This is a genomic window from Flavobacterium saliperosum (assembly GCF_900100625.1).
Lineage (GTDB): Bacteria > Bacteroidota > Bacteroidia > Flavobacteriales > Flavobacteriaceae > Flavobacterium > Flavobacterium saliperosum.
On record NZ_FMTY01000007.1, the window covers coordinates 25000 to 47840 of the forward strand.

Here is a 22841-nt window from a genome sequence, read left to right on the forward strand (position 1 = left end):
TATGTGGGAATTTGACGAACCGAAATATTTTTACCTGTTGGCAATTGTGCCGGTATTGCTGGTGCTTTTCTTGGTCAACTTGTATTGGCAACGCAAAAAGCAACGGGAATTCGGCGATTTGGAGTTGCTGAAAAAATTGAGCCCTGAAAAATCAGTTTTCAAACCGATTCTGAAATTGGTGGTGGTATTGTTGGGATTAACCGCGCTGGTTTTAGCCTTGGTAAATCCGAAAATCGGTACCAAAATGGAAACTGTGAAACGTCAGGGAGTGGACATCGTTTTTGCCGTAGATATTTCAAAGAGTATGCTGGCCGAAGACATTGCCCCGAACCGATTGGAGAAGAGCAAACAGGTCGTTTCCCAAATCATCAATCAATTGGGCTCTGACCGAATTGGAATTGTGGGATATGCGGGGAGTGCCTATCCGGTTTTACCGATAACGACCGATTACAGTGTGGCGAAAATGTACCTGCAAAGTATGAACACCGATATGGTTTCGTCGCAGGGAACCGCTTTGGGGGAAGCGTTGAAATTGGCAAGTTCCTATTTTGATGATCCGCAAACCAGTAAATTAATCATCATGCTTTCCGACGGGGAAGATCACGGTGAAGGTTTCGATGAGGCGTTAGAGGAAATCAAAGACAAAAAAATAAAAGTGATTACCATCGGTATCGGAACCGAAAAAGGCGGACCGATTCCGTTGCGCTATAACGGGGTGATTGAAAGCTTCAAAAAAGACCAAAGCGGCGAAACGGTTATTACCAAATTGTATCCGGAAACCTTAAAAACCATCGCTAAAAACGCGAATGGTGGCTATGTTTTCGGCGGAAGCACAAAAGAAGTCTTGGAATTCGTGAAAAACGGATTGGATAATCTGGAAAAAACGGATTTCGAAAGCCAACAGATTGCCGATTTCGAATCGCAATTCCAATGGTTTTTGGGCATCGCCTTTTTTCTGTTGCTGATCGATGTTTTCTTCCTCGAAAGAAAAACGGCTTGGGTGAAAAAGTTGAATTTATTTAATGAAAAAGAATAATGAAGCAGTTACTTAAATATGGCTTGTTGCTTTTTTCGGTAGTGCTTTTTGCGCAAAAGAAAGACAAAAACCTACCCAAAGGAAACGAAGAATTTGCCGCAAAGCAATACGCGGAAGCGGAAGCGAATTATCGTATCTCCCAATTCGGAAATCCGCGTCGGGCTACCGCATCCTATAATTTAGGGAATGCCATTTACCGTCAGAACCAACCCAGTGAGGCAAAACATGCGTATGTGGAAGCCTTGGAAAATGCCAAAGGGAAGCGTCAAAAACACAAAGCCTTCCACAATTTAGGGAATGTCATGATGACCGAGAAAAATTATCAGGGGGCAGTGGAAGCCTATAAAAATGCGCTTCGCAACAACCCGAACGACGAGGAGACAAGGTATAACTATGCTTTGGCTAAACAAAAATTAAAAGAAAATCCGCCCAAGAATAACGATAAGGACAAGGATAAGAATAAAGACGACAACAAGGACCAGCAGCCAAAAGACAATAAAGAAGATAAGAAAGATCAACAGGATAAAAATCAGGACAAGAAAGACGACCCTAAAGATCCGGAAAAGAAAGACGGCAAAGGCGATGAGGACAAACAGCCTCAGAAACCACAACCAGGCGGAACGTCCAAACAACGCATGGAAAATCTTTTGGAGGCTTTAAACAATGAAGAAAAGAAAATTCAGGATAAGGTAAAAGGCAAGGAAGTAAAAGGAAGACCCTCCCGAAATGAAAAAGACTGGTAAGCTGTTAATGATGAAGGCACGAATAAAAAATTATATTTTCCTCTTATTACTCACCGTTCAAGGGGTATTTGCTCAGGTGGAATTCAAAGCCACGGTGAGTAAAAACACTATTGGCATCAACGAACGTTTGCGGGTGGATTTCACCATGAACGATGATGGCGATAATTTTGAAGCGCCTTCATTTGAAGGATTTAAAGTTTTCGGCGGACCGAATCAATCGGTGAATTACTCCTGGGTCAACGGAAGAAAATCGTTCAGTAAATCGTATTCCTTCTTTTTGGCACCCACTAAAAAAGGAACGTTTGTTATCAAACCGGCTTCGATTGAAATCGGCGGAAAAGTATACAAAACCAATCCGGTTAAAGTAACCGTAGGGAATGCCGTGGCCCAACCGGAACCCGAAGAGGAAGAAGATCCGTTTGCGATTATTTTCGGAAACGGAAGGCCGCGTCAACCGCAACAGCCTCAGGCACCACCTCAACTTAAAGGCGATGGCGTGCATCTGGTGGCTGAAATATCAAATCCCAATCCGTATCTGAACGAACCGATTACCGCGGTTTACAAACTGTATGTGAGTCCGTACGTGAGTGTGAGTGATTTTCGGGAAACCGCGAGTCCGAAATACAATAATTTCTGGAGTCAGAGCATCGACGTGAAAAATTTGTCGGTGCAACAAGGGAAATACAACGGAGAAGATTACCGTTATGTGGTGCTTCGAAAAACGGTCTTGTATCCGCAGGAATCCGGAAAACTGAAAATTGAACCTTTGACTTTGGACATTACCATGCAGGCACCTACCGGCCGTCGGGATGTTTTTGGCCGAATGGAAATCACTAACGGCACCAAAAGAGTGTCGGCAGGCGCACAGACAATAACGGTGAAAGCCTTGCCGGAAACCGGAAAACCGGAGGATTTTACCGGAGCGGTAGGGCATTTCGATTTCAAAGTAAAGCCTTCTAAAACGACTTTAAAATCAGGCGAATCCCTGCAAGTGGAAGTAAGTGTCGCCGGAAAAGGAAACATGAAACTGTTCACGTTGCCCAAACCGGTAGTGCCAAGCGCTTTGGAAATGTACGATCCGGAGCATAAAGAAAATGTGACCACACCTTTAACGGGAACACAGGGAACAATTTCAGACACGTATACCATTGTGCCACAATACAAAGGAACTTATACGATAAAACCGTTGTCGTTTTCGTATTTCGATCTGAATTCCAAAACCTATAAAACAATCACTTCCGAAGAAATCCGAATCAATGTTCTGGACGGACCAATGCCAACATCGGGTGACGATACGGCTTCGGCAGAAAAACAAACCGTTACCAAGAGCGATCAGTTTGCGTTTATCAAATCAAAAACCGAGTTGTCTCCGATTGCAACCGATGATTTCTTAGGTTCCACGTTGTTTTATTCGTTGTTGTTCGCGCCGTTCTTAATCCTTCCGATTATTGTTTTGGCGAAGAAGAAAAAAGAAGCAATGGACAGTGATGTGGCTGGAAATAAAATCCGTCAGTCGAACAAACTGGCCAAAAAATTCCTTTCCGAAGCCAGCAAGCAATTGGGCAACAAAGAATTGTTCTACGATGCGATGGAACGTGCCCTGCACAACTTCCTGAAGGCGAAACTGCACATTGAAACGTCCGAAATGACGAAGGAGAACATTCAGGAATTGCTGGTGTCGAAAAAGGCGCAAACGGAAACCATCGGCGATTTCATGAAATTGATGGACAACTGCGAATTCGCCCGTTACGCCCCGTCAACCGGCGTGGCGATGCAACAGGATTATGATAAGGCGGTGACGGTAATTTCCGATTTGAGTAAACAGATTTAAAATATAACCGCAACGTTCGCAAAGCAAGCGCAAAGAACGCAAAGAGATTGTGAGTTAAGCGGATAATATAATTTAGTGATGAAGAGATTAGTTTACATATTTTTATTGATTTCCCAGGTCTTTTACGCACAATCGGCTTTCGAAAAAGGCAACGAATTGTACAAAAAAGAACATTACGAGGAAGCGGTGGTTGTTTATGAAGGGATTGTGAAATCCGGGCAACAGTCGGCCGAATTGTATTTCAATTTGGGAAATACCTATTACAAATTGCACAAGGTTGCTCCGGCAGTGTACAACTATGAAAAAGCGTTATTGTTACATCCTAATGACACAGAGATTCAGACCAACCTGAAATTCGCCCAGAAAATGGCCATCGACGAGATAAAAGTTGTTCCGAAAGTTGGTTTCTCCAAAATGATAAACGATGCCTTAGATGTTTTTCATTACGATACCTGGGCGGGAATTGCGACCGGATTTTCCGCATTGTTTCTGTTGTTTTTCATCGGTTACTATTTCGGTAGCACGTCGATGTTAAAGCGTACGTTTTTTGTGGGAATGATTGTGGCTTTTTTCTTCATGCTGATCAGTGTCGGATCCGCCATTACGGAGCGGAACAATTACAAAAAGGAAAGACCTGCGATAGTGTTTTCGGAGATGGTTTCGGTAAAAAACGAACCCAAAGCGGCTGCACCGGAAGCGTTTGTGCTGCACGAAGGCACCAAAGTTTTCGTTTTGGAAAATCAGGACAAATGGCGCAAAATTCAGCTTACGGACGAAACCGAAGGCTGGATTGAGAAAGACGCGATTAAAGAGTTGAAGTAATCAGTGTTCAGTGTTTTCTGAATTTCCAACAGCACTTTTTTTCAGATCCACAAACCAATCCGTCAATACCGGCAGTAAAAATTCCGAAGTTTTCAAAATCGGATTAAAGAGTAACGAGTTTTCCTGAGTTTCTTTGGAAACCAGCATGTTATTGATATTCACTTTCTGAAACAGACTCAGTACCACACCCAAAAGCAACGCGGTTTTAAGTACAGCAAAGAGGCCGCCGCCTAAGGTGTTCAGCCAGCCCACAAATGCAAAACTGGCGATTCCGGTCAAGGCTTTTGCCAACAGATGAATCGCGACCACCACCACAATCAAAGTTAAAACAAAGGCGGTAACCTGAATGGTTTTGGGCGACCACGATACGACGCTTCCCACAGCATCACGTACCAGATAGGAAAATTTAATGGCAACGTAAATCCCGACAAAAAGCGAAATCAGCGACGCCAGTTCCACAAAAAGACCGTTGCGTAATCCTTTAATCAGTCCGAAGACCAAAAGCGCGGCCAATACGATATCGATAAAACCCATAATTGAAAAAAATAGAGAATAGATAAAAGAGCAAAGATAAAAGAACAGACAGAAAAAGGGATAAGGGAAAAGTAAAAAGGAAGAAGAAAAAGACTTTTCTTAAGATTCCGTTTCTCAGTTTACAACTTAGTATCTTTGCAAATAAATTTTATGAATAATGAACTCATAATTAATTCATTCATTCATAAATCATAACTTTAAAATATGTCAAGAGACGAACAATTAAAAATCCGCTGGGAAGCAGTGGTCACGATACTTTCCAACCAATTCGCCGATGGTGAAACCTTGGATTTGGATGCCATAATTTATTTAATCGGTGTACAGGAACTGGGGCAACTCAACCGAACGTTCAAAAAAGACGAAAAATTAAACCTCATGCACATCGCCATTTGTCGGTTGTTGGAGCCTTACGGTTACTACGAATTCGACTTTTTTGACGAAGAAGGCTGGCCGCATTATCAGATAAAAGAGCAATTACCGCCCTTGAAAGCCGGAGAACAATCGGTACTGATGAAAGACGCTATCGTAAATTACTTTCTGGAAAAAGAACTGATTAAATAGCAAACAGATTTCTGGTGTCAGAATGCAACGATTCTTTTTATGGCGAACCATTAAAGTTTCTGCAATCTAATTTCTGATTTCTGCAATCTAACTTCCAACTTTTTCCTAAATTTGCACGCAATAACCGAATGACGATGACAGACAAGATTAAAGAATACATTGGTGAAGCGCAGGCTTTTACCACCGACAATAAGGACACTTTAGAGGCCTTCCGAATCAGGTTTTTGGGAAGCAAAGGCTTGTTGAAAGACCTTTTCGCCGAGTTTAAAAACGTGCCGAACGACCAGAAAAAGGAATTCGGTCAGGTCATCAATTTGCTGAAAACCACTGCCGAAGACAAGGTGAAAACCATTCAGGAAGCCCTGGAAAGCAAAGAAGTGGCAGGCGGTATCTATGGCGATTTGTCCCGTCCGGGCGAACCGTTGGTTATCGGGTCGCGTCATCCCATTTCTATCGTAAAAAATCAAATCGTCGATATTTTCTCGAACATCGGATTCAACGTGTCCGAAGGTCCGGAAATCGAGGACGACTGGCATAACTTTACCGCGTTGAACCTTCCGGAGTACCATCCGGCAAGAGACATGCAGGACACGTTTTTCATCCAAACCAATCCGGATGTGTTGTTGCGCACGCACACGTCATCCGTTCAGGTGCGTTACATGGAAAACAACAAACCGCCAATTCGTACCATTTCACCGGGACGCGTGTTCCGTAACGAAGCCGTTTCGTCACGTTCGCACTGTATTTTCCATCAGGTGGAAGGCTTGTACATCGACCAGAATGTTTCTTTTGCCGATTTAAAACAAACCCTGTTGTATTTCACCAAAGAGATGTTCGGAAAATCGAAAATCCGTCTGCGTCCGTCGTACTTCCCGTTCACGGAGCCAAGTGCTGAGGTGGATATTTACTGGGGCTTAAAAACGGAAACCGATTACCGTATCACCAAAGGAACCGGCTGGTTGGAAATCATGGGCTGCGGAATGGTCGACCCGAACGTGTTGAAAAACTGCGGTATCGACGCCGACAAATACAACGGATTCGCTTTCGGTATGGGTATCGAGCGTATTGCCATGTTATTGTATCAAATTGGAGACATCCGAATGTTCTATGAGAACGATGTGCGTTTTCTGGAGCAGTTCAAATCAAGCATATAATAATTCCAATCAACCTTTGTCGAAATTTAAAACTTTGACAAAGGTTGTTAATAATAAAGATTAGCCTGAGTTTGTCAAAGGAAGGAGCGAATGGCTTGCGTACTTTTGCAGCCCCTATTCCCGCTTTTCACTATATTTTTATACCTTTCAGGTATAAAAGATACCGTTTCAATCGGGGCTAATTAGCAGGGGTCTTACCGTTCGGTAGTCTCAAAATAGAATATAACATATCCAATCAATCTTTGTCAAAGTTTTAAACTTTGACAAAGATTTTTTTAATTGTTTTTCTTCAGAATATAGTTTTCTTTCAAATCACTTTCAATTTCTTTTCCGTCTTTGTCCAGCATCATTATGCAGCCTTCCGCAACTTTGTATTTGTTTTGGTCGCCGTTTTTGTCTAGGGTAATAATGCTTCCGGTAGCATCAAAGGTAAAGGAACCTTGGGTAACCGTTGGTTTTTTCTCCCTGTCCTGATACAAAACGGAAAGCGAGTAGGTTTTGTCTTCACGCAAGGTCAATTCGGTTTCAATGCCCGGACAATCCGCGCAGGGAATTACGCCTTCATAGGTTCCGTTCCAGTCCAGAGCATTTTCCGAAGTATGCCTGTCGGGAGCGGTTGTTGTTGAATCTACAGTTGCAACCGGAGTTGTTGCTTCGTTTTTTACTTCGTTTTTACAACTTGTGCATGTCAGTGTAAAAACAGCCAAAGCTAAAATTTGTTGTTTCATAATTGGAGGTGTTATGTTGTTTCAAAAGATGAATTCCTTTGTCAATACGGTTAAGAAATAAAGAAATTAAGTGGTAAATTTGCACACTTTTAATTTACAACGCTATGCAAAAGGATATTATTATACCAAAAGTGGAAAATGTATATGTGGCCGCCGTTCAGGAATGGAACGACGATTTTATGGAGAACTCCTGGTATGCCTATCTGGTGAATGATGGCGATGTGAAATTGGAAATGGCCATTGTGGTTTCCAGGGCGTACGGACAAATTAACGGCGAAGACCGCAAAACGGGAACTTTTCGTCATGCTTTTAAAGAAGTCGAACCCAATTCGGCCGTAAAAATCGAATTGTTGGAAAACAATGTGCTGCAACTGAACAACGAGTTTCTGGTAACCTTCTTTATCGGCGACAAACTGTATGACAAAAGTTATGTTTTCAGAGCGAATGCCATCAACGATAAGGCAATGACCGATGTTCCGGTAATGCACAAACGCGGCGTTTTGGTGAAGTGATTTTGACAAAACGACGCATTTCCGGGAAGTAAATCACAAAATTACACTGCTGCGTTCCTGAAATATTTTCTACTTTAGGGAAATTTTTCAGCACAACGGATAATGAGAAAAACAGCCTTTTTATTGCTAACAGCCTTACTTTCGGTAAGCGCCTTTTCACAAAAGAATAATTTCGCGCAACATGTGAACCCGTTTATTGGTACAGGCGGTCACGGGCATACCTTTCCCGGTGCGACGGTCCCTTTCGGCATGGTACAATTGTCGCCCGATACCCGAATCGACGGCAGTTGGGACGGTTGCGGCGGCTATCATTATTCGGATAACGTGATTTACGGCTTTTCCCATACGCATCTCAACGGAGTAGGGGTTTCCGATTACGGTGATATCATGTTGATGCCAACTATGGGAACGCCTGTGGTAAATAATAAAGAGTATTCTTCTACTTTTTCGCATGCTAATGAAAAAGCTTCCGCCGGATTTTACTCTGTGAAATTAGATAAACACGATATCGATGTGCGTTTAACTACTTCAACCCGCGTTGGTTTTCATGAATATACGTTTAATAAATCTGGTCAAGGCAATATTATTTTGGATTTGAATCATCGAGATAAGTTATTGGAGGGAAGAATTCGAGTAGTTGATAATAAAACCATTGAGGTGTTACGCAGAAGCGAAGCCTGGGCAAGAGATCAATATGTGTATGCCCGAATTGAGTTTAATGTTGCGTTTGATAATGTATATTTTACCAATAAAAATAATCAGAATAAAAACACTGATAATATTGAAATAAGTGCCGCTACTTTTACCAAACAAGTCAAAAAAGGCGAAAAAATTCTCGTAAAAGTATCACTTTCGCCAACAGGTTATGAAGGAGCCAAATTAAACAGTTCCGAAATTAAACATTGGAATTTCGATAAAGTGCATAAAGCAGCCGAAGCACTTTGGAATAAAGAACTGTCCAAAATTGAAGTAACGTCTTCCGACAAAGACAAACTGGCGATTTTCTACACTGCGTTGTACCACACCATGATGCAGCCCAACATTGCCGAAGATCTCGATGGAAAATACCGCGGCAGGGACAATAAAATTCATGTGGCGGATAGCTTTGATTATTATACGGTGTTCTCACTTTGGGATACCTTCCGTGGTGCCCATCCGTTGTACACCTTGATTGATAAAAAACGTACTTCCGATTACATCAACACCTTCCTTAAGCAATACGAGCAAGGCGGACGATTGCCGGTTTGGGAACTGGCATCTAACGAAACGGATTGCATGATTGGCTATCATTCGGTATCCGTAATAGCGGATGCGATGGTAAAAGGCATCAAAGGATTCGATTACGAGAAAGCGTTTGAAGCAGCAAAACACTCGGCCATGCTGGATCATTTGGGGCTGGAGGCGTATAAGAAAAACGGTTTCATTTCCATAGACGATGAGCATGAAAGCGTTTCCAAAACCCTGGAATATGCTTATGATGACTGGTGTATCGCACAAATGGCACAACTACTGAATAAAACCGAGGACTATCAGTATTTCATGAAACGTTCCCAAAGTTGGAAAAATCTTTTCGACAGCGAGACCGGATTTATGCGTCCGAAGAAAAACGGCGGATGGGACAAACCTTTCGATCCGAGAGAAGTGAACAATAACTTTACTGAAGGCAATTCGTGGCAGTACTCGTTTTTCGTGCCGCAGGATATTCCGGGTATGATTGAGGCGTACGGCGGAAAAGAAAAATTCGAAGCGAAACTGGATGAGATGTTTACCGCGCCTTCTGCCACTACCGGTCGGGAACAGGTTGATATCACCGGTTTGATCGGACAATATGCGCACGGAAACGAGCCGAGTCACCATATGGCGTACCTGTACAACTACATCGGGAAACCGGAAAAAACCAAAGAGAAAATCCATTACATCCTAAACGAATTCTATAAAAACACACCCGACGGCTTAATCGGTAATGAGGATTGTGGTCAAATGAGTGCGTGGTATGTGTTGAGTTCTATGGGAATTTACAATGTTACTCCTGGAAATCGTAATTTTAATTGGACTGTAATCGAGCCTTTTTTTGATGAAATTAAAGTAAAACTTGAAAATGGGGGCGATGATGTAATTAATAAAAAAAGTAGATTGGTAGATTATTCTAATTTTGGTTTCCATGAAATTTACTTAAGATTTCCAAAAAATTATATTGACATTATCCCAGTTCCAGTAATTCAAGCGGAAAGCAAAGCATTTAAGGATAAATTGAAAATTGCCATTGGATCCAATTCAAACAATAAAATGTATTATTCTTTTACCAATACCAATGCCTTTAAGGAATATACACAACCATTTGAAATTGATAAGACAACTACTCTTTTTGCTTACAGTTCCAATAATGGTATAAAAAGCAATGTGATTTCCGCAACATTTTACAAAAAACCAAACAATTACACCATCAGTATCCAATCAAAATACACCCCACAATACCATGCCGGTGGGCCGGATGGATTGCTGGATGGTATCTTAGGGAATGAAAACTGGCGTAAGGGCGACTGGCAAGGCTATCAGGGGCAGGATTTCGAAGCCACGATCGATTTGCAGCAAGAACAAAAAGTGTCCCAACTTTCCGCACGTTTTCTGCAGGATACCCGCGCCTGGATTCTGATGCCTGCAAAAGTGGAGTATTATGTTTCCAAGGACAATGTGAATTTCGAGTTGGCGGCAACGGTAAACAATACGCTGGACGCGAAAGACTACGATACCAAAATCATCGCTTTCGACGGAAAAGTTAAGCCACAAAATGCGCGCTACATCAAAGTGAAAGCGTACAATTTCGGTAAATTACCCGAATGGCATCAGGGCGCCGGATACGATGCCTATATCTTTATTGATGAGTTTACGGTGAAGTAGATGCTGAAAAAAGCACTGAGATAAAAAAGGCACAACGATTTTTCGCGAATCATTGTGCCTTTTTTGTGTATGTCTGTGAAAAAACCTTTGCCCGTTAATCTAATCCTTAACCGGAAACAAAAGGGAAGCAGCGACCGAAAGCATCAAAACACTACCCACTATCATCAGTGACATTGGTGAGGATATGTGATAGAAAGGCGCAATAATCATCTTTACCCCGATAAAAGCCAAAATAAGCGCCAATCCGTACTTTAAACGACTGAACATATACATGAAGTTGGCTAACAGGAAATAAAGCGCTCTAAGTCCCAAAATCGCAAATATGTTGGAAGTGTAAAGGATGAACGGATCGTTGGGAGCAATGGCGAAAATCGCCGGAATGCTGTCGACCGCGAAAATCAAATCGGTAAATTCGATAACTGCTACCACAACCAATAGCGGCGTGGCCATTTTCACACCGTTTTCTACGGTAAAGAATTTGTCGCCGTCATAGTTTTCACTCACCTTAAAAAAACGATGCACCAAACGTGCTCCCGGACTTTTGGTAAAATCTTTATCCCCTTCATCGGATTCTGAAAACCAGGATTTGATTCCGGCAAAAATCAGGAAGAGCCCGAAAACCGATAAAATGATGTTGATCTTTACCAGATGACCGAAAATATCCGTCTCCGGAAGATAGGTCATGTTAATCAGTTCGACACCAGTAAAAATGAAAATCGCACGGAAAACCAAGGCACCGATGATTCCCCAAAACAATACTTTGTGGTGCAGTTCGCGTTGCACGTTAAAGAATCCGAAGACCAGAATGAATACGAACAAGTTGTCTACCGAAAGCGCTTTTTCAATCCAGTAGGCCGACTGGAATTGCGCAAATTTCTCGACACCCATGTAATGATAAATGATTGCGCTAAACCCCATAGCAAGCGAAATCCAAATGGTAGACCACATCAGGGCCTCCCGATTGGTGATGGCGTGGGTGTTTTTCTTGAAAACGCCTAAATCGAGTAAAAGCATTGCAAGGATTACAATGGTAAATGCGGTTAAAATTCCGGGGTGGTTGATTAAATTATCCATTTGTGCTGCACATTTTATTCTGCGAAAATAAGTGTTATTTTTTTCTCCAAGGCAAAAAGCCGGAACCCTTGTGAAATCTGGGCCTTACAATTATGTTGCTGCTGCTTCTGAAAAAGAGAAAAACAAGGTAAACCATTGTTTTTAAATAGGTTAGCCCTGTTTTTATCTGATTATTTTCCGGAAACGGTAAAAAAGAATTTTTTTTTAAAAAATTAATCCAGCTTGTCCGTTAGTTTCTTAAATACTTTTTTAGGTTCTTTTCCTTCGTATAAGATATCGTACACCGCGTCAATTATCGGTGTTTTGGCTTTGTATTCTTCGTTAAGTTTGTGGGCGCTGTTCGTGGCATAATACCCTTCGGCAACCATGCTCATCTCCATTTGTGCCGATTTGACGGTATACCCTTTTCCAATCATGTTTCCGAACATACGGTTACGGGAAAAAATGGAATAACCGGTCACCAACAAGTCACCCAAATAAGCCGAATCGTTGATGTTACGCTTCATTTTGTGGACTTTCTTGATGTATTTTTTCATCTCACGGATGGCATTGCTCATCAATAACGCCTGAAAATTGTCGCCATAACCCAAACCATGAGCGATTCCGGCCGCAATGGCATAAATGTTTTTCAGCATGGCGGCGTATTCTGTTCCGATGATGTCGTCGGAGGTTTTGGTTTTGATGTAATGACTGCTTAGGTTTTGAGCCATAACTTTAGCTTTTTCATCATCACCACAAGCAATCGTAAGGTACGAAAGGCGTTCCAGCGCCACTTCTTCTGCGTGACACGGACCGGTAATCACTCCGATATTGTCATATGGAATGCCGTAGGTTTTGTGAAAATGTTCGCCAACAATCAAACTCGTTTCGGGAACAATTCCTTTAATGGCGGAAAAAATCACTTTTCCTTCCAGACTGACGGTTAATTTTTCCAATTCGCCGCTCAAAAAGGCGGAAGGAATGGCAAAAATGACATAATCGGCATAAGCCACCGCTTCATTAATGTCGTTGGTAAGTTTCAGTTTATTGGTGTCAAACTCTACCGAGCTTAGGTAATTCGGATTGTGTTTGTTGATTTTTATGTGCTCAATCGCGTAAGTGTTTCGCATGTACCACGCGATTTCCGGAAGGTTTACGCATAGCATTTTTGCAATTGCCGTTGCCCAGCTTCCGCCGCCAATTACCGCAAATTTTTGGGTAGTACTCATCTTGGTTTTCAAATTTGTAACTTCAAAAGTACTCAAATTTGATGAAAGTGAAAAACGGCCGGATTGTTTTTAGGAATTCCTTATTCAGGGCATGTACCGGGACTTAAGAAAATTTAACATTAGATTATGATTTGATGAGGCAATGATTCTTTTGACTCCCCGTTATTATCACAAGTTGCCTGTAATTTGTCATTCGCATTAGATATTGACGGGATAATTTAGAAGAACTGTTTTTTGGAACGCTCACTCGGGCAACGTTTGGAGTTGAAGTTAGGTTAGAATTAGTTAATATTTTTGTTTTTGGTGAGAAAGGCGCTCTTGGAATTTATTTCGGAGCGCCTTTCGTTTTTTTAACTTACTTTTGAAGAGCGAATTACAATGGAATGAAAGCTGTTTTAAAAGTTTACGTTTGTTTCTTCACACTACTTGCTGTTTATGGGCAAGCCCCACAGATTTCCTATACAACACCCAATACCTTTTCTGTTAACGAACCAATTGTCCCTCTTGTTCCCTCGAATACCGGTGGAGGGGTTTCCAATCAACCTGTGGTTTCCACATTTGCGGGCTCCGGAGTGATGGGTTCCGCTGATGCCCTCGGAATAGCCGCCGGGTTTAATTATCCGACAGTGGTAACGACGGATAATTTTGGCAACCTTATTGTAGTGGATCGCAGTAATCATAAAATTCGAAAAATCTCTGCTGACGGTGCCGTGACTACCCTCTCGGGAACCGGAGCAATCGGTACGCTAGACGGACCAGCTCTCAGTGCGACTTTCCGTTATCCCGATGGTGCCGTGGTGGATTCCCAAGGAAATATTTTGATTTCGGATCAGAGCAATCATAAAATCCGGAAATTAGATACTAATGGTATTGTCTCCACCTTTGCGGGTTCCGGAGTGGCCGGATTTACAGACGGAACGGGAGCGACAGCGAAATTTTATTATCCTGCCGGAATGGCAATAGATGCTAACGATAATTTATATGTGGCGGATTACAGCAACCATCGCATCCGAAAAGTTACGCCCGGTGGCTTGGTGACTACCTATGCGGGACTTGCGATAGCCGGAGCCACGGACGGAAATACCAGCGTTGCTAAATTTAACGGGCCCACCGGTGTGGCTGTTGATGCTTCGGGAAATGTTTTTGTAGCCGATTACAACAATCATAAAATCCGAAAAATCTCTACTTTAGGTGAAGTGTCGACGGTGGCCGGAACCGGAATCGCCGGTGCGGCAGACGGTGCATCAGTAACAGCTACTTTTAACCATCCGGCAATAGTGGCGGTAGACACAAACAACAACCTTTTCATTACCGATGAAGGAAATCATAAAATTAGAAAGATAAGTTCGCTTAATGAAGTAACCACTTTTGCTGGAACTGGGACTTCGGGAGCCAATGATGCGGCGGCTTCATCAGCCACATTCAATAGTCCAACCGGAGTTTGCGTTGATAATGCAGGAACGGTTTATATTGCCGATTACGGGAATCACAAAATCCGAAAAATCAGCCGCTACGGCTATGGTATTTCGCCTGATTTACCTGCCGGATTGACCTTGAATTCCGTTACCGGTGAAATTTCGGGAACACCAGCGCAGGTTTCCGCAATGACCGATTATACGGTTACCGCTACCAATGAGTTTGGGAGTAATTCCTTTGTGATAAGCATTGAAGTAGGAACATTGGGTGCTGAATCCTTCGGATTCAATGCTTTAAGAATATATCCCAATCCGGTTTCCGACACTTTATATGTCACCGGTGTGACCGAGATCAGTTCCATTACGGTTTTTAATCCGTTAGGACAGCAAGTTAAAGAATTTGGTTCCGATGCCGTAAGTCATCCCATCGATTTTCGTTCCTTTTCAAAGGGAATCTATCGGCTGAAAATCGCAACGGCTTTCGGAACAAAAGAAATTCGGATTAGCAAACAATAAAAAACGCTCCAAACGGAGCGTTTTTTAGTATTAATAGCTCATTTCCACAATGGCTCTTACTTTTTCGGGAGTTATGTTCTGTTTTTCACCAAGCGCTTTCCAGCCTCTTTCTTCGAAACGGTTTACGATAAAATCCGCAGTGGGCTGATACTCGGCCGTGTTTTCGGAAAGTTTGGTCAGCATGCCCATCTTATGGAAGAAGTCCACGGTTTTTTCAATCGCTTTTTCGGCTTTTTCTTCTATCGAAGTGCCCTGAATTCCGAAAACGCGTTCGCCGTATTGGGCCAGTTTGTCTTTTTTGGTGTCGAACATCACACGGTACAGATTCGGACCAATAATCGCCAATGTTCTTGCGTGATCGATCTCATACAAAGCGGTTAACTCGTGTCCGATCATGTGCGTCGCCCAGTCGGTCGGAACGCCTTTATTCAGTAATCCGTTTAAGGCCATCGTAGCACACCACATGTAATTCGACGCCAGTTTGTAATCGGTCGGATTTTCAACCACATCGGGTCCGATTTCCACTAACGTCTGCAGGATGCTTTCGGCAATCCGGTCCTGAAGCAAAGCATCGTGCGGATAAGTCAGATACTGTTCCATCACGTGGGTAAACGCATCCACCACGCCGTTTTGGATTTGCTTTTTCGGAAGGGAAGCAATCACCGTTGGATCGCAAATGGAGAATTTCGGAAACAAGGCACTGCCGCCAAAAGAGAGTTTCTCCTGCGTTTCATTGATGGTGATAACCGCACCCGAATTCATTTCACTTCCGGTTGCCGGTAAGGTTAAAACGGTTCCGAACGGAATCACCTGCGATGCCTCCTTAATCAACAAGCGTTTGTGCAGGATGTCCAACGGATTACCGTCAAATTTCACGGCGGCCGAGATGAATTTTACGCCGTCAATCACGCTTCCGCCCCCTACAGCCAAAACGAAACCGATGTTTTGTTCGCGAATGATGGCCACCGCTTTCATCAGGGTTTCATAGCGCGGATTGGGTTCGATGCCACCGAATTCGACGATATCAAAGTTAGGAAGTGCTGCTTTTACCTGTTCGTAAACACCGTTTTTAAAGATGCTTCCGCCACCATAGGCCAATAGGATTTTGGTGTTTTTTGGCACCAGTTCCGATAGTTTTGCGATTTGTCCTTTCCCAAAAACATAATTGGTAGGATTGTATAATTCGAAGTTTAACATAGCTTATTTTTTAAAAATCTAAAGGTAATGAAGATTGCCGGAACGAGTTTTAAAACTATGTTAATTGAGTGGTTTACTTCTTATAAAACAAATTGTGCTCCACATACTCCCAAACCTTATGGGGCAACATCGGCTGAATGTTTTTTCCGTTTTTGATGCCTTCGCGGATAAACGTCGACGACAATTCCAAAATCGGGGCGCTTACCCGATGGATTTTCGGATGGTTGACAAATTGGGCGTCAATTTCTCCGGAAGCGGCTCTCGGATACACATAAATATCGTGATTTTGCAAGATGATTTCGTAGTTTTTCCACTTGTGAAGCGAATTCAGGTTGTCTTCGCCCATAATCAGACAGAACTCGTGATTTGGAAATTTTTCCTGTAAATGCGCTAAGGTGTTAACGGTATAATTGGGTTGCGGCAACTTGAATTCAATATCTGAAGGTTTTATTTTCGGATAGTCTTCGGTAGCCAGATGGACCATGTGCAAACGGTGGTAATCGTCCAAAAGGGAACTTTTCTGTTTGTGCGGATTGTGCGGCGTGACCACCATCCAAACCTGATCCAAACCGGAATGCTCCGCCATGTGGTTGGCGATAATCAGATGCCCAATGTGAATGGGGTTGAAGGTTCCGAAATAGAGTCCGATTTTCATTTTTATAAAGGGATAAGTGAGAAGGGATGCGTGAGAAGTTGCTTTACTTTTTTCTTATCCCTTTTCCCTTGTTACTTATTCACAAAACCTTTCACTAATTGATACGCTTCCTCTTTTGCGACATCCAAATCGTAGTTTTTGATGATGGTGTCGAATTGCGGTGCGGTGGCCAATTCCACATGGGCTTTGGCGATACGCATGTTGATTTTATCGTCGCTTTCGGTGGAACGTTCCTTTAAACGGCGTTTCAGTTCGTCCACACTGGGCGGTTTTACGAAAACGGCCAGGGTTTCTTCCGGGAATTTCGATTTGATGCGCAATCCGCCGGCCACATCGATATCGAAAATTACGTTTTTATCTTTCGCCCAGATGCGTTCCACTTCGCTTTTCAGGGTCCCGTAGAAGTTATCGCGGTAGACTTCTTCCCATTCCACGAAGTCTTCATTTTTGATGTGTTTTTTGAATTCGTCAATCGACATGAAGTAGTAATCTTTTCCGTTTACTTCTTCTCCGCGCGGTTCACGGGTGGCTGCCGAGATGGAAAACTCCAGATTCAGATCTTCCAATCCCAATAAATGTCTTACTATGGTGGTTTTTCCCGATCCGGAAGGTGCCGAGAAGACGATTAATTTTCCTTTATTCATTGTATTAGCTTTTAGCTTTCAGCGGTTAGCCTTTAGCTTTGTTGTGTTGTTTATAATGTTTCGGCTTATAAAACGTTTAAAACCTGTTCTTTGATTTTTTCCAGCTCGTCTTTCATCTGAACGACTAATTTCTGCATGCCGGCATGGTTGGATTTGGAACCCATGGTGTTGATTTCACGGCCCATTTCCTGCGTGATGAATCCTAATTTACGACCGTTGGCTTCGTTTCCGTTCAAGGTTTCAATGAAATAATCCAAATGATTGGTCAGACGCACTTTCTCTTCCGTAATATCCAGTTTTTCCAGATAATAAATCAATTCCTGTTCAAAGCGGTTTTCGTCCACATTCACTTTCAATTCGTCAATGGCGGTTTGCAGTTTGTTTTTGATGTTCTGAACGCGCTCCGGATCCAATTCCAACGCCTGTTCCATATACGAACGGATGTTGGCAATGCGCAATTGGAATTCTTTTTCCAGTGACGCACCTTCATCAGCTCTGAAATTATTGATATTGGCAAGGGCTTCGTTAATAACGGACAGGATTTGTTTCCATTCGTTTTCGTCGATTTCGTCGCGTTCCGTTTTTAAGGCGTCGGGCATGCGAACGGCCATTTTCATCAGTTCCGTTTCATCGGCATCGGCTAAAATAGCGCGCATTTGCGACATATAGGCTTTTACAATCGGGGCGTTTACTTTCGTGGAAGTTTCCTCTCCGGTCACTTCGATATAGAGTGAAAAATCAACTTTTCCGCGCTCTAAACTTTGGGAAATCTGATTGCGCAACCCCAATTCCATTTCGCGGTATACCGAAGGCATTCGGACATTCAGGTCCAATCCTTTGCTGTTTAATGATTTTACTTCCACTGTGATTTTTTTGGTGGCCAACTGCAATGTCGCCTTTCCAAATCCGGTCATCGATTGTATCATGTTTTTCTAAATAGACTTCAAAGATAAATAAAACTGTTCAGTATTCCGTACTTAGTGTTGGCTTGGGTCGGTTCCTGTGAGCGATTCCTCAATCACTTCCGGTTTTTTATGGATTACCAGATAGACTCCGGCAAAAATCAACGCGGCCGAACCGATTTTTACCCAACTCAAATCGTCTTTCCCTAATCCGATAGCGAAAACCGTAGCAAAAAAAGGCTGCAGGTAGATGAAAACGGCCACCGTAGTGGGTTTCAGTTCCCGCATGGAAAGTAAATTCAGCAGATAGGTTAAGAAAGTGGAAAACACGACTACAAATCCAATTTTCAACAGAATACCCGTCGGAACAGAGCTCCAGTCCACCGCCTGAAATTCACCCCAGCCAAACGGAAGCACCATCAGGAATCCGAACAGATAAATCCATTTCACAAACGAAAAAGCGTTGTATTTGTCCATCAGTTTTTTAACGATAATCAGGTAAAACCCATAAGAAACGGCGTTGACAAACACCAGTAAATTCCCTAACGTGGCATTTGGGGCGTTGGTCATTGATTTTCCGTATAAAATAAGGGTGACGGTTCCCGCCAATCCCAAAAGAATACCGAGTATTTTTCGGTTTTTCATCCGTTCTTTCATGATAATGGCCGACAAGACCAGTACAATCATGGGGGTGGTAACCATCAAAACCGCTCCCATAATGGGGGAAGTGTAACTCAGCCCTTTAAAGAAAGTCAGCATATTGAAAGCCACACCGAAGAAAGCCGCCGCAAGAATACGCGGGAAATCTTTTCGCTCTATTTTCTCTGTTTTTATAAATAAGGCCGCCAACCAAAACAAAAGGGTGGAACCTCCCACGCGGAGGAAAATGAATCCGAAAGCATCGATGTATTTCGGCATCACGTCTTTGGCTATGGTAAACGTAACGCCGTAAATCAGGGCTACGGTCCATGCCGCCAGTAAGGCATAGGCTCTTTTTGACATTAGCTCAACACTTTGGTTACTTCGATGATGTTTTTCTGGCTATTGCCGATGTAAATCTTTCCGTTAATGATAAATACCGGACGACTCAGAAACGTGTAATGCTCCAGAAGGTATTTTTTGTAATCGGCTTCCGTAAGGTTTTTATTTTTCAGGTCCATGGATTTGTACAACTGTGCTTTTTTGCTGAAAAGCGCCTCATAACTCCCGGAAAGCTGGTGCATTTCTTCCAATTGCTCCGGAGTAATGGGATCCTGTCGAATGTCCTGAAATACCAAACGGTTGGTGTTCGGTAAGGATTTGATGATTTTTCGGCAGGTATCGCAGGAAGCGAGGTAATATATTTTATCCATGAGATTCTTTTTTGCAAAAATAGGCTTTTCGTTAAAATAGCTTTAATTTAAATGCCACTAAAGTAGTCAAGCGGATAATTCTCTTTATTTTTGAATAAACTTTTGAACAGATGAGCGTTTTTACCAAAGAAATTTCGATTCGCTGGTCTGATTTAGACCCGAATTTCCACATGCGTCACAGTGCCTATTATGATTTTGGAGCCCAGCATCGTATAGAGATTCTGGAGCAACAGGGATTGACCATGAGAATCATGCAGCAGCAGCATTTCGGACCCGTTTTGTTTCGCGAAGAATGCGTGTTCCGAAAAGAAATCCATATGGGCGATACCATCACCATCAGTACCAAAATGGGAAAAATGAAGGACGATGCTTCACGTTGGACGATTGTGCACGAACTGAAAAACCAGTTGGGTCAAGTGTGTGCGGTACTTAGCGTAGACGGTGCGTGGATAGACACCAAATTGCGCAAACTGGCCAGTCCGACCCCTGAAATCGCAAAGGAAGTGATGCACGCATTTCCAAAGACCGAAGATTTTATTTTACTTTAAGCAACCAAACATACACTATGCAATCTACATTTGATATTAACCTGTCCAGCAGAAATAGTTTGCTGAAGTTTCTTGAAAATTATTCGTTGGAGCAATTAAATACGGTGCCGGAAGGCTACAGTAACAATTTAATCTGGAACATTGGTCATATCGTGGTGGTGCAACAGATGTTGGTGTACCATTTGTCGGGTTTGCCGATGCTGGTTGCTCCTGAAATGGTCGAGAAATACAAAAAAGGGACTAGACCTGAAGCTCCGGTTTCTCAACAAGAAGCGGAACAAATCAAAGGCTTGCTATACGCTACTCTGGAGCAGACCAAAGAAGATTTTTCAACAGGGATTTTTAAAGAGTATAATGCGTTTACCACCATGTCCGGATTCCACATCCGAAATGCTCAGGAAGCCATGGAATTCAATAATTACCACGAAGGAGTGCATACAGGGGTCATGATGCGCATCAGTAAGTTTTTATAATCCTGAAATAAGCCTTAATTTTACACTTTAAAAAACAGAACAATGAAATTTAACACGAAAGTTATACATGGTGGACAACATCATGATCCAAGTACAGGAGCGGTAATGCCGCCGGTTTATCAAACGTCTACGTTTGTACAGATCAGTCCCGGAAAACCGTTGAACCCGGATTACGAATACAGCCGTGCCGCGAATCCGACCCGAACTGCGTTGGAAAACGCTTTGGCGAGTATCGAAAACGGAACGCGCGGTTTGGCTTTTTCATCGGGATTGGCCGCCACCGACTGCGTTTTACGTGGATTAAAAGCGGGTGATGAAGTAATTGCCATGGACGATTTATACGGCGGAACGTACCGAATGTTTACCCGTATTTATAAAGAATCCGGCATTGTTTTCCATTTTGTGGATATGAATAATCTGGAGAAATTCAAATCGTTAATTAACGCCAACACGCGTTTGGTATGGGTAGAAACGCCAACCAACCCGTTGATGAAATTGGCGGATATCGCCGCAATTGCGGAAATCACCAAAAAACATTCGAACATCTTATTTGCGGTAGACAATACGTTTGCCACCCCATATTTACAAAAACCGTTGGATTTGGGTGCCGACATCGTAATGCATTCGGCTACAAAATATTTGGGCGGCCATTCGGATGTAATTGCAGGCGCTTTAATTGTGAAAGATGCTGCATTGGGAGATCAATTGCATTTCCAGCAATTTGCTACCGGAGCTACTTTAGGACCGCAGGATTCTTTTTTGGTGCTACGAGGCATCAAAACGTTGCACCTGCGGGTACAAAGACATTGCGAAAACGGTGTGAAAGTAGCCGAATTTTTAATGAACCATCCTAAAGTGGAACGCGTTTATTATCCGGGACTGGCTTCGCATCCGTACCATGAGATTGCCAAAAAACAAATGATTGGCGGTTTTGGAGGGATGGTAACCTTTACCTTTAAATCAGGAGCGAAACAAGATGCCATCAGCTTTTTGGAAAAACTACAAGTGTTTACTTTGGCGGAATCACTAGGCGGTGTGGAATCATTGGCGAATCATCCGGCCTTGATGACACACGCCTCGATACCGGAAGACAAGCGAAAGGAGATTGGCATCAGTGATGATTTGGTTCGTTTGAGCGTTGGCATAGAAGATGCTGATGATTTGATTGAAGATTTGAAACAAGCCTTAGCATAAAAAGAAAAACCCGAGCATTGCTCGGGCTTTTCTTTTATATTTTAAAACTATTAATTCAAATAATAGATATATCCGAAGTTTAACCAAACCAACCATTCGTTAGCTTTGTTTTCTTTGTAAATGGCAGGATCCGGATTTAAACCATCCACCCAGTTGGAGAAGTAATACTGCCAACGTAAATCAAGCATCAAGTCGGATAGTTCCGTTAGTTTGTAACGTGTACCCACACTGGCTACAACCGACCACGTACTTCCGCTGTCATTGGAAACACCACCGATATATTTCGTTGGCAAAACACCCGGTTGGTCCAAACGCCCTCTTTCCGAGCTGGCTTCCGGGCTGAAATAAGTATAATGAGCTCCTAAACTTACAAAAGGTCCAAAAGCACCATCCGTAGCCGTAAAATCTCTAATACTTAAAGGGAAATATTCCAATTGCATTCCAATATCGGTATTTGATGCGGAACCTCTCATGGCTCTTAATTGTTGTGCCATCAAGGAATTTTTCTTGTTATCAACCCATTGACCAAAGTGTTGAAGCTCCGATTTGTTATAGGAAAGCTCCGTTCTTAATTTAAAGTGATCGTTAAAATAAGTTTCGGGAGTATAACAGTTACATTCTGCTCTGTAAGAAAAATTCAAATAGTGGATAATACCAATACCATAACCGGTATTTCCGGCATTTGTTTTGAAATCATATCTTTCACCGTAATCTGACATAAACATCACAGGGCCTGCAATTGCTCCAATTTCATGGGAAAAACCAAATTGGGCTCTAACAGCGCTGCTACTACCTAGAGCAACTAGCAGGATAAATAAAATTTTTCTGGGCATTTTACTTTATT

Annotated in this window: 23 protein-coding genes; 12 read left to right on the forward strand and 11 right to left on the reverse strand. The window is 42.6% G+C overall.

Annotated features, from left to right (window positions below):
- The first annotated feature begins 1 nt into the window (after position 1).
- The 4 genes from BLQ05_RS11665 to BLQ05_RS11680 all read left to right on the forward strand — a co-directional run bounded on the left by BLQ05_RS11665 (position 2) and on the right by BLQ05_RS11680 (position 4432).
- Positions 2-1036, forward strand: a complete 1035-nt coding sequence (locus BLQ05_RS11665; RefSeq protein ID WP_023577624.1) for a VWA domain-containing protein — start codon at positions 2-4, stop codon at positions 1034-1036.
- Positions 1036-1779: a tetratricopeptide repeat protein gene (locus BLQ05_RS11670; RefSeq protein WP_035655053.1), complete on the forward strand. Its 744-nt coding sequence runs from the start codon at positions 1036-1038 to the stop codon at positions 1777-1779. The genes BLQ05_RS11665 and BLQ05_RS11670 overlap by 1 nt, the downstream gene beginning before the upstream one ends.
- Positions 1763-3610: a BatD family protein gene (locus tag BLQ05_RS11675; protein ID WP_238321156.1), complete on the forward strand. Its 1848-nt coding sequence runs from the start codon at positions 1763-1765 to the stop codon at positions 3608-3610. The genes BLQ05_RS11670 and BLQ05_RS11675 overlap by 17 nt, the downstream gene beginning before the upstream one ends.
- 78 nt (positions 3611-3688) lie before the next feature.
- Positions 3689-4432 carry a tetratricopeptide repeat protein gene (locus BLQ05_RS11680; RefSeq protein ID WP_035655056.1) on the forward strand — a complete coding sequence of 248 codons (744 nt, stop codon included), beginning with the start codon at positions 3689-3691 and terminating at the stop codon, positions 4430-4432.
- On the opposite strand, the gene BLQ05_RS11685 is transcribed toward BLQ05_RS11680, so the two are convergent.
- Positions 4433-4966: a CvpA family protein gene (locus BLQ05_RS11685; RefSeq protein ID WP_023577628.1), complete on the reverse strand. Its 534-nt coding sequence runs from the start codon at positions 4964-4966 to the stop codon at positions 4433-4435.
- A gap of 204 nt (positions 4967-5170) precedes the next feature.
- Here BLQ05_RS11685 and BLQ05_RS11690 point away from each other — a divergent pair, with 204 nt between their 5' ends.
- Together BLQ05_RS11690 and pheS are read left to right on the forward strand one after the other, a co-directional pair.
- Positions 5171-5527, forward strand: coding sequence for a hypothetical protein (locus tag BLQ05_RS11690; protein ID WP_023577629.1), 357 nt, complete (start codon positions 5171-5173; stop codon positions 5525-5527).
- 134 nt (positions 5528-5661) lie between these two features.
- Positions 5662-6681 (forward strand): phenylalanine--tRNA ligase subunit alpha, encoded by a 1020-nt coding sequence (pheS, locus tag BLQ05_RS11695; RefSeq protein ID WP_023577630.1) that lies wholly within the window; start codon positions 5662-5664, stop codon positions 6679-6681.
- 275 nt (positions 6682-6956) lie between these two features.
- Here pheS and BLQ05_RS11700 read toward each other — a convergent pair whose 3' ends face one another.
- A complete protein-coding gene (locus BLQ05_RS11700) occupies positions 6957-7409 on the reverse strand; it encodes a copper resistance protein NlpE (RefSeq protein ID WP_023577631.1) in 453 nt (150 codons plus the stop codon).
- A gap of 104 nt (positions 7410-7513) precedes the next feature.
- Here BLQ05_RS11700 and BLQ05_RS11705 point away from each other — a divergent pair, with 104 nt between their 5' ends.
- Together BLQ05_RS11705 and BLQ05_RS11710 are read left to right on the forward strand one after the other, a co-directional pair.
- Entirely contained in the window at positions 7514-7921 is a 408-nt protein-coding gene (locus tag BLQ05_RS11705; protein ID WP_023577632.1) for a hypothetical protein, read from the forward strand.
- 102 nt (positions 7922-8023) lie between these two features.
- Complete coding sequence (locus BLQ05_RS11710; RefSeq protein ID WP_023577633.1) at positions 8024-10819, forward strand: GH92 family glycosyl hydrolase; 2796 nt, start codon at positions 8024-8026, stop codon at positions 10817-10819.
- Positions 10820-10918: 99 nt separating this feature from the next.
- Here the strand turns inward: BLQ05_RS11710 and BLQ05_RS11715 are convergent, their stop codons facing one another.
- Both BLQ05_RS11715 and BLQ05_RS11720 read right to left on the reverse strand, forming a co-directional pair.
- Positions 10919-11893: a TerC/Alx family metal homeostasis membrane protein gene (locus BLQ05_RS11715; protein ID WP_023577634.1), complete on the reverse strand. Its 975-nt coding sequence runs from the start codon at positions 11891-11893 to the stop codon at positions 10919-10921.
- 212 nt (positions 11894-12105) lie between these two features.
- Complete coding sequence (locus tag BLQ05_RS11720; protein ID WP_023577636.1) at positions 12106-13101, reverse strand: NAD(P)H-dependent glycerol-3-phosphate dehydrogenase; 996 nt, start codon at positions 13099-13101, stop codon at positions 12106-12108.
- Positions 13102-13484: 383 nt separating this feature from the next.
- On the opposite strand from BLQ05_RS11720, the gene BLQ05_RS11725 reads away from it, so the two are divergent.
- The gene (locus BLQ05_RS11725) at positions 13485-15032 is read left to right on the forward strand and encodes an NHL domain-containing protein (protein WP_023577637.1); all 1548 of its coding nucleotides are present in this window, start codon (positions 13485-13487) and stop codon (positions 15030-15032) included.
- Between the two features lie 30 nt (positions 15033-15062).
- Here BLQ05_RS11725 and BLQ05_RS11730 read toward each other — a convergent pair whose 3' ends face one another.
- The 6 genes from BLQ05_RS11730 to BLQ05_RS11755 all read right to left on the reverse strand — a co-directional run bounded on the left by BLQ05_RS11730 (position 15063) and on the right by BLQ05_RS11755 (position 19782).
- A complete protein-coding gene (locus tag BLQ05_RS11730; RefSeq protein WP_023577638.1) occupies positions 15063-16229 on the reverse strand; it encodes an iron-containing alcohol dehydrogenase in 1167 nt (388 codons plus the stop codon).
- A gap of 73 nt (positions 16230-16302) precedes the next feature.
- Positions 16303-16884, reverse strand: a complete 582-nt coding sequence (nadD, locus tag BLQ05_RS11735; RefSeq protein WP_023577639.1) for a nicotinate (nicotinamide) nucleotide adenylyltransferase — start codon at positions 16882-16884, stop codon at positions 16303-16305.
- Positions 16885-16955: 71 nt separating this feature from the next.
- Positions 16956-17528, reverse strand: coding sequence for a guanylate kinase (gmk, locus tag BLQ05_RS11740; protein ID WP_023577640.1), 573 nt, complete (start codon positions 17526-17528; stop codon positions 16956-16958).
- 65 nt (positions 17529-17593) lie between these two features.
- Positions 17594-18454 carry a YicC/YloC family endoribonuclease gene (locus BLQ05_RS11745; RefSeq protein WP_023577641.1) on the reverse strand — a complete coding sequence of 287 codons (861 nt, stop codon included), beginning with the start codon at positions 18452-18454 and terminating at the stop codon, positions 17594-17596.
- Positions 18455-18505: 51 nt separating this feature from the next.
- Positions 18506-19432 carry a DMT family transporter gene (locus BLQ05_RS11750; RefSeq protein WP_035655058.1) on the reverse strand — a complete coding sequence of 309 codons (927 nt, stop codon included), beginning with the start codon at positions 19430-19432 and terminating at the stop codon, positions 18506-18508.
- Positions 19432-19782 carry an arsenate reductase family protein gene (locus BLQ05_RS11755; RefSeq protein WP_023577643.1) on the reverse strand — a complete coding sequence of 117 codons (351 nt, stop codon included), beginning with the start codon at positions 19780-19782 and terminating at the stop codon, positions 19432-19434. The genes BLQ05_RS11750 and BLQ05_RS11755 overlap by 1 nt, the downstream gene beginning before the upstream one ends.
- Before the next feature lie 110 nt (positions 19783-19892).
- Between BLQ05_RS11755 and BLQ05_RS11760 the strand changes: the two genes are divergently transcribed.
- Genes BLQ05_RS11760 through BLQ05_RS11770 form a run of 3 tightly spaced genes read left to right on the forward strand, consistent with a single transcriptional unit; the run spans position 19893 to position 21997 of the window.
- A complete protein-coding gene (locus BLQ05_RS11760; RefSeq protein ID WP_023577644.1) occupies positions 19893-20330 on the forward strand; it encodes an acyl-CoA thioesterase in 438 nt (145 codons plus the stop codon).
- A 17-nt stretch (positions 20331-20347) separates the two neighbouring features.
- Positions 20348-20803 (forward strand): DinB family protein, encoded by a 456-nt coding sequence (locus tag BLQ05_RS11765; protein WP_023577645.1) that lies wholly within the window; start codon positions 20348-20350, stop codon positions 20801-20803.
- Positions 20804-20845: 42 nt separating this feature from the next.
- Complete coding sequence (locus BLQ05_RS11770; protein WP_023577646.1) at positions 20846-21997, forward strand: cystathionine gamma-synthase; 1152 nt, start codon at positions 20846-20848, stop codon at positions 21995-21997.
- 50 nt (positions 21998-22047) lie between these two features.
- Here the strand turns inward: BLQ05_RS11770 and BLQ05_RS11775 are convergent, their stop codons facing one another.
- The gene (locus BLQ05_RS11775; protein ID WP_035655060.1) at positions 22048-22830 is read right to left on the reverse strand and encodes a THC0290_0291 family protein; all 783 of its coding nucleotides are present in this window, start codon (positions 22828-22830) and stop codon (positions 22048-22050) included.
- Positions 22831-22841 lie beyond the last annotated feature (11 nt).

Bases quoted from the DNA above. Each gene is read 5' to 3' on its own strand.
- BLQ05_RS11665 (WP_023577624.1), top strand. From the start codon at position 2: ATGTGGGAATTTGACGAACCGAAATATTTTTACCTGTTGGCAATTGTG.
- BLQ05_RS11760 (WP_023577644.1), top strand. From the start codon at position 19,893: ATGAGCGTTTTTACCAAAGAAATTTCGATTCGCTGGTCTGATTTAGAC.
- BLQ05_RS11675 (WP_238321156.1), top strand. From the start codon at position 1,763: ATGAAAAAGACTGGTAAGCTGTTAATGATGAAGGCACGAATAAAAAAT.
- BLQ05_RS11775 (WP_035655060.1), bottom strand. From the start codon at position 22,830: ATGCCCAGAAAAATTTTATTTATCCTGCTAGTTGCTCTAGGTAGTAGC.
- pheS (WP_023577630.1), top strand. From the start codon at position 5,662: ATGACAGACAAGATTAAAGAATACATTGGTGAAGCGCAGGCTTTTACC.
- BLQ05_RS11670 (WP_035655053.1), top strand. From the start codon at position 1,036: ATGAAGCAGTTACTTAAATATGGCTTGTTGCTTTTTTCGGTAGTGCTT.
- BLQ05_RS11680 (WP_035655056.1), top strand. From the start codon at position 3,689: ATGAAGAGATTAGTTTACATATTTTTATTGATTTCCCAGGTCTTTTAC.
- BLQ05_RS11685 (WP_023577628.1), bottom strand. From the start codon at position 4,966: ATGGGTTTTATCGATATCGTATTGGCCGCGCTTTTGGTCTTCGGACTG.
- BLQ05_RS11745 (WP_023577641.1), bottom strand. From the start codon at position 18,454: ATGATACAATCGATGACCGGATTTGGAAAGGCGACATTGCAGTTGGCC.
- BLQ05_RS11765 (WP_023577645.1), top strand. From the start codon at position 20,348: ATGCAATCTACATTTGATATTAACCTGTCCAGCAGAAATAGTTTGCTG.
- BLQ05_RS11710 (WP_023577633.1), top strand. From the start codon at position 8,024: ATGAGAAAAACAGCCTTTTTATTGCTAACAGCCTTACTTTCGGTAAGC.
- BLQ05_RS11690 (WP_023577629.1), top strand. From the start codon at position 5,171: ATGTCAAGAGACGAACAATTAAAAATCCGCTGGGAAGCAGTGGTCACG.
- BLQ05_RS11715 (WP_023577634.1), bottom strand. From the start codon at position 11,893: ATGGATAATTTAATCAACCACCCCGGAATTTTAACCGCATTTACCATT.
- BLQ05_RS11730 (WP_023577638.1), bottom strand. From the start codon at position 16,229: ATGTTAAACTTCGAATTATACAATCCTACCAATTATGTTTTTGGGAAA.
- BLQ05_RS11725 (WP_023577637.1), top strand. From the start codon at position 13,485: ATGAAAGCTGTTTTAAAAGTTTACGTTTGTTTCTTCACACTACTTGCT.
- BLQ05_RS11720 (WP_023577636.1), bottom strand. From the start codon at position 13,101: ATGAGTACTACCCAAAAATTTGCGGTAATTGGCGGCGGAAGCTGGGCA.
- BLQ05_RS11770 (WP_023577646.1), top strand. From the start codon at position 20,846: ATGAAATTTAACACGAAAGTTATACATGGTGGACAACATCATGATCCA.
- BLQ05_RS11700 (WP_023577631.1), bottom strand. From the start codon at position 7,409: ATGAAACAACAAATTTTAGCTTTGGCTGTTTTTACACTGACATGCACA.
- nadD (WP_023577639.1), bottom strand. From the start codon at position 16,884: ATGAAAATCGGACTCTATTTCGGAACCTTCAACCCCATTCACATTGGG.
- gmk (WP_023577640.1), bottom strand. From the start codon at position 17,528: ATGAATAAAGGAAAATTAATCGTCTTCTCGGCACCTTCCGGATCGGGA.
- BLQ05_RS11705 (WP_023577632.1), top strand. From the start codon at position 7,514: ATGCAAAAGGATATTATTATACCAAAAGTGGAAAATGTATATGTGGCC.
- BLQ05_RS11755 (WP_023577643.1), bottom strand. From the start codon at position 19,782: ATGGATAAAATATATTACCTCGCTTCCTGCGATACCTGCCGAAAAATC.
- BLQ05_RS11750 (WP_035655058.1), bottom strand. From the start codon at position 19,432: ATGTCAAAAAGAGCCTATGCCTTACTGGCGGCATGGACCGTAGCCCTG.